General features: G+C 56.7%; 3 protein-coding genes. All 3 read left to right on the top strand.

Translation table 11 applies throughout. From position 1 onward, the window contains the following. Positions 1 to 110 precede the first annotated feature (110 nt). The 3 genes from tnpA (at position 111) to tnpC (ending at position 2488) form a co-directional block, all read left to right on the top strand. Positions 111 to 470: an IS66-like element accessory protein TnpA gene (gene tnpA / locus B7449_RS15520; protein WP_007400224.1), complete on the top strand. Its 360-nt coding sequence runs from the start codon at positions 111 to 113 to the stop codon at positions 468 to 470. Beyond that, the gene (gene tnpB / locus B7449_RS15515; RefSeq protein ID WP_010510701.1) at positions 467 to 814 is read left to right on the top strand and encodes an IS66 family insertion sequence element accessory protein TnpB; all 348 of its coding nucleotides are present in this window, start codon (positions 467 to 469) and stop codon (positions 812 to 814) included. The genes tnpA and tnpB overlap by 4 nt, the downstream gene beginning before the upstream one ends. A gap of 63 nt (positions 815 to 877) precedes the next feature. Then, positions 878 to 2488 (top strand): IS66 family transposase, encoded by a 1611-nt coding sequence (tnpC, locus tag B7449_RS15510; protein WP_029335693.1) that lies wholly within the window; start codon positions 878 to 880, stop codon positions 2486 to 2488. The last annotated feature ends 27 nt before the right edge of the window (positions 2489 to 2515 follow it).

The following is a 2515-nucleotide window of genomic DNA, read 5'->3' as shown; positions in this document are numbered from 1 at the left end:
CGTAACCGGCCGTTTGAGGCCGCCTTATGATTGAGGATTGTGACTGGTAACTTACCGTCGTTAACGACGTCGTTAACGACGTCGTTATTGACGTCATTTGAGAGGTAAGAATGACCCAGGAAATCCTGATTGGCGTTGAACGCCGCCGCCGCTGGTCGGATGAACGGAAGCTGGCGATACTGGCTGAAGTTGGTGTGGATGGAGCAAGTGTATCGGATGTGGCACGTCGACATGACCTGACCCGCCAACATCTTTACCAATGGCGGACGTCATTCCGTCAAAGACTATCTTCCCCAGATCAGTCTGTGGCGTTTGTTCCTGTTGCTTCAGTGACGACACCTGCTGTGGCATCTGGCGGTGATCCTGACGAACTGGCCATAGTGCTGCGCAATGGCCGTAGTATCAGGGTGACGGGACATCCTGCCGAAGATCTTCTGGCCCGGGTCATCCGGATTGCGGAGACGGCATGATTGGCGTGGGCAACGGCGTGCGTGTCTATCTGGCCTGCGGGGTGACCGATATGCGCAAGGGCATATCGGGTCTGGCAGCACTGGCACAGGACGTGCTGCGTCAGAACCCGACATCAGGGGCGCTCTTTGCCTTTCGTGGTCGCCGTGGGGACAGGATCAAGCTTCTGATGTGGGACGGTCAGGGGTTCTGTCTTTATTACAAGGTGCTTGAGAAGGGACGTTTTCCATGGCCGTCTCCGGCAGAGGGCGTTGCACGCCTGACGACAGCACAGATGGCCATGCTGTGGGAAGGCATGGAGTGGAGACGCCCTTCCTGGTCTGCACCACCGTCTCGCGTGGCCTGATTTTTATGGCGTGAGAGTGCAGAACATTTTGAATTTTCTTAGGTTTTCTGCTATTTTTTCATAATGACGTCTGCACCTGCGGTCCTGCCTGATGATCCGGATACCCTGAGGGAAATGATTGTTTCCCTGCAGACCGAAGTGGCTCGGCTTTCTGCGTCAGCTCGTGCGTATGAAGCTCTTGTCCAGTCTCTCAAAATCCGGATCGCACGTCTTCAGAAACAGAAATTCGGGGCCAGTTCAGAAAAGATAGACCGTGAGATTGAACAACTCGAACTGCTCCTTGAAGATGTAAAAATCGCCATCGCGGCAGCCGATCCTTCTCCTGATATCAGGGAGCATGATGTCAGCGATGATGCACTCTCTCCCCCACGGCAGCGTGGCAAACCAAAGGTTTCTGACACGACACCACGGGAGCGTATTGTTCTCGACCCAGGTGAGGCCTGTCCTGCCTGTGGCGGTCCCCTGCGTCTTGTAGGCGAAGATGTCACCGAAATACTGGACTTTATTGCGGCAAAACTGAAAGTTGTCGAAACGGCACGGCTGAAGAAATCCTGCCGTCACTGCGAAACACTGGTGCAGCCTGAAGCACCGTCGCGCCCTGTCCCACGGGGGATGGCTGGCACCGGGCTTTTAGCCCATATCCTGGTCTCGAAATTCGATGACCACATTCCGCTTTATCGTCAGAATGAGATCTTTGCCCGTCAGGGTGTGGACATTCCCCGTTCAACCCTGATCGACTGGTGTGGTCAGGCCGTTGCCGTTCTGCGTCCTCTGACAGATCTGATCCGTCAGGATGTCGTAAAGGCAGACCTGCTACATGCTGATGATACACCCATGCAGGTTCTTGACCCCCGTCTGCGTCAGGCTGGCAAACCCCGGGGCGTGAAGGAAGGGCGGATCTGGAGCTATCTGCGCGATCCCCGCCCATGGGGAGGGAGTGATCCGCCCGCCGTGGCCTACTGGTTCTCTCCCGATCGCAAGGGGATCAATCCCCAGACCCATCTGGCACAGTTCCGGGGCATTCTGCAGGCTGACGCCTACGCCGGGTTCAGGGATCTGTATAAACCAGACGCAACAGGAACCGTGCACGTGCGCGAAGCGGCCTGCTGGGCTCATCTCCGCCGGGCCTTCCATGATGTCTGGAAGGGCAGTGATTCGACAATCGCAAGGGAAGCACTTGAACAGATCGGAGAGCTCTACGATATCGAGCGCCAGATCACCGGACACCCGGCCCCGTATCGTCTGGCTGTCCGACAGGAACAAAGCCGCCCCCGTGTCACAGCATTCCACGCATGGTGCGAAACACAGCTTGCCCGTATCCCTGGAAAGGGGGAACTGGCAAAAGCGATCCGTTATGCGCTCAACCGGTGGAAGGCCTTTACCCTGTTCCTCGAAGATGGTCGTGTCGCCATCGACAACAATCCTGCCGAACGCGCCATACGGCCCGTATGCGTGGGGCGAAAAAATTATCTCTTTGCCGGATCCGACACCGGGGGCGACAACATCGCTGATGCCATGACGCTTATCGAAAGCGCAAAACTCTCCCGGCTTAATCCGCACGATTACCTCGCCGACGTCCTGGCCCGTATCAACGAGCACAAGATCAACCGGCTCCACGAACTGTTGCCATGGAACTGGAAACCCGTGAATACACTGCACAGACAGGCCGCATAATCAAGGCGGCCCAGAGCGGCCGGTTAC

Source organism: Komagataeibacter intermedius TF2 (assembly GCF_000964425.1).
Lineage (GTDB): Bacteria > Pseudomonadota > Alphaproteobacteria > Acetobacterales > Acetobacteraceae > Komagataeibacter > Komagataeibacter intermedius.
The sequence above is the reverse complement of the archived record's forward strand: the minus strand, read 5'-3'. Positions and strand labels throughout refer to the sequence as shown.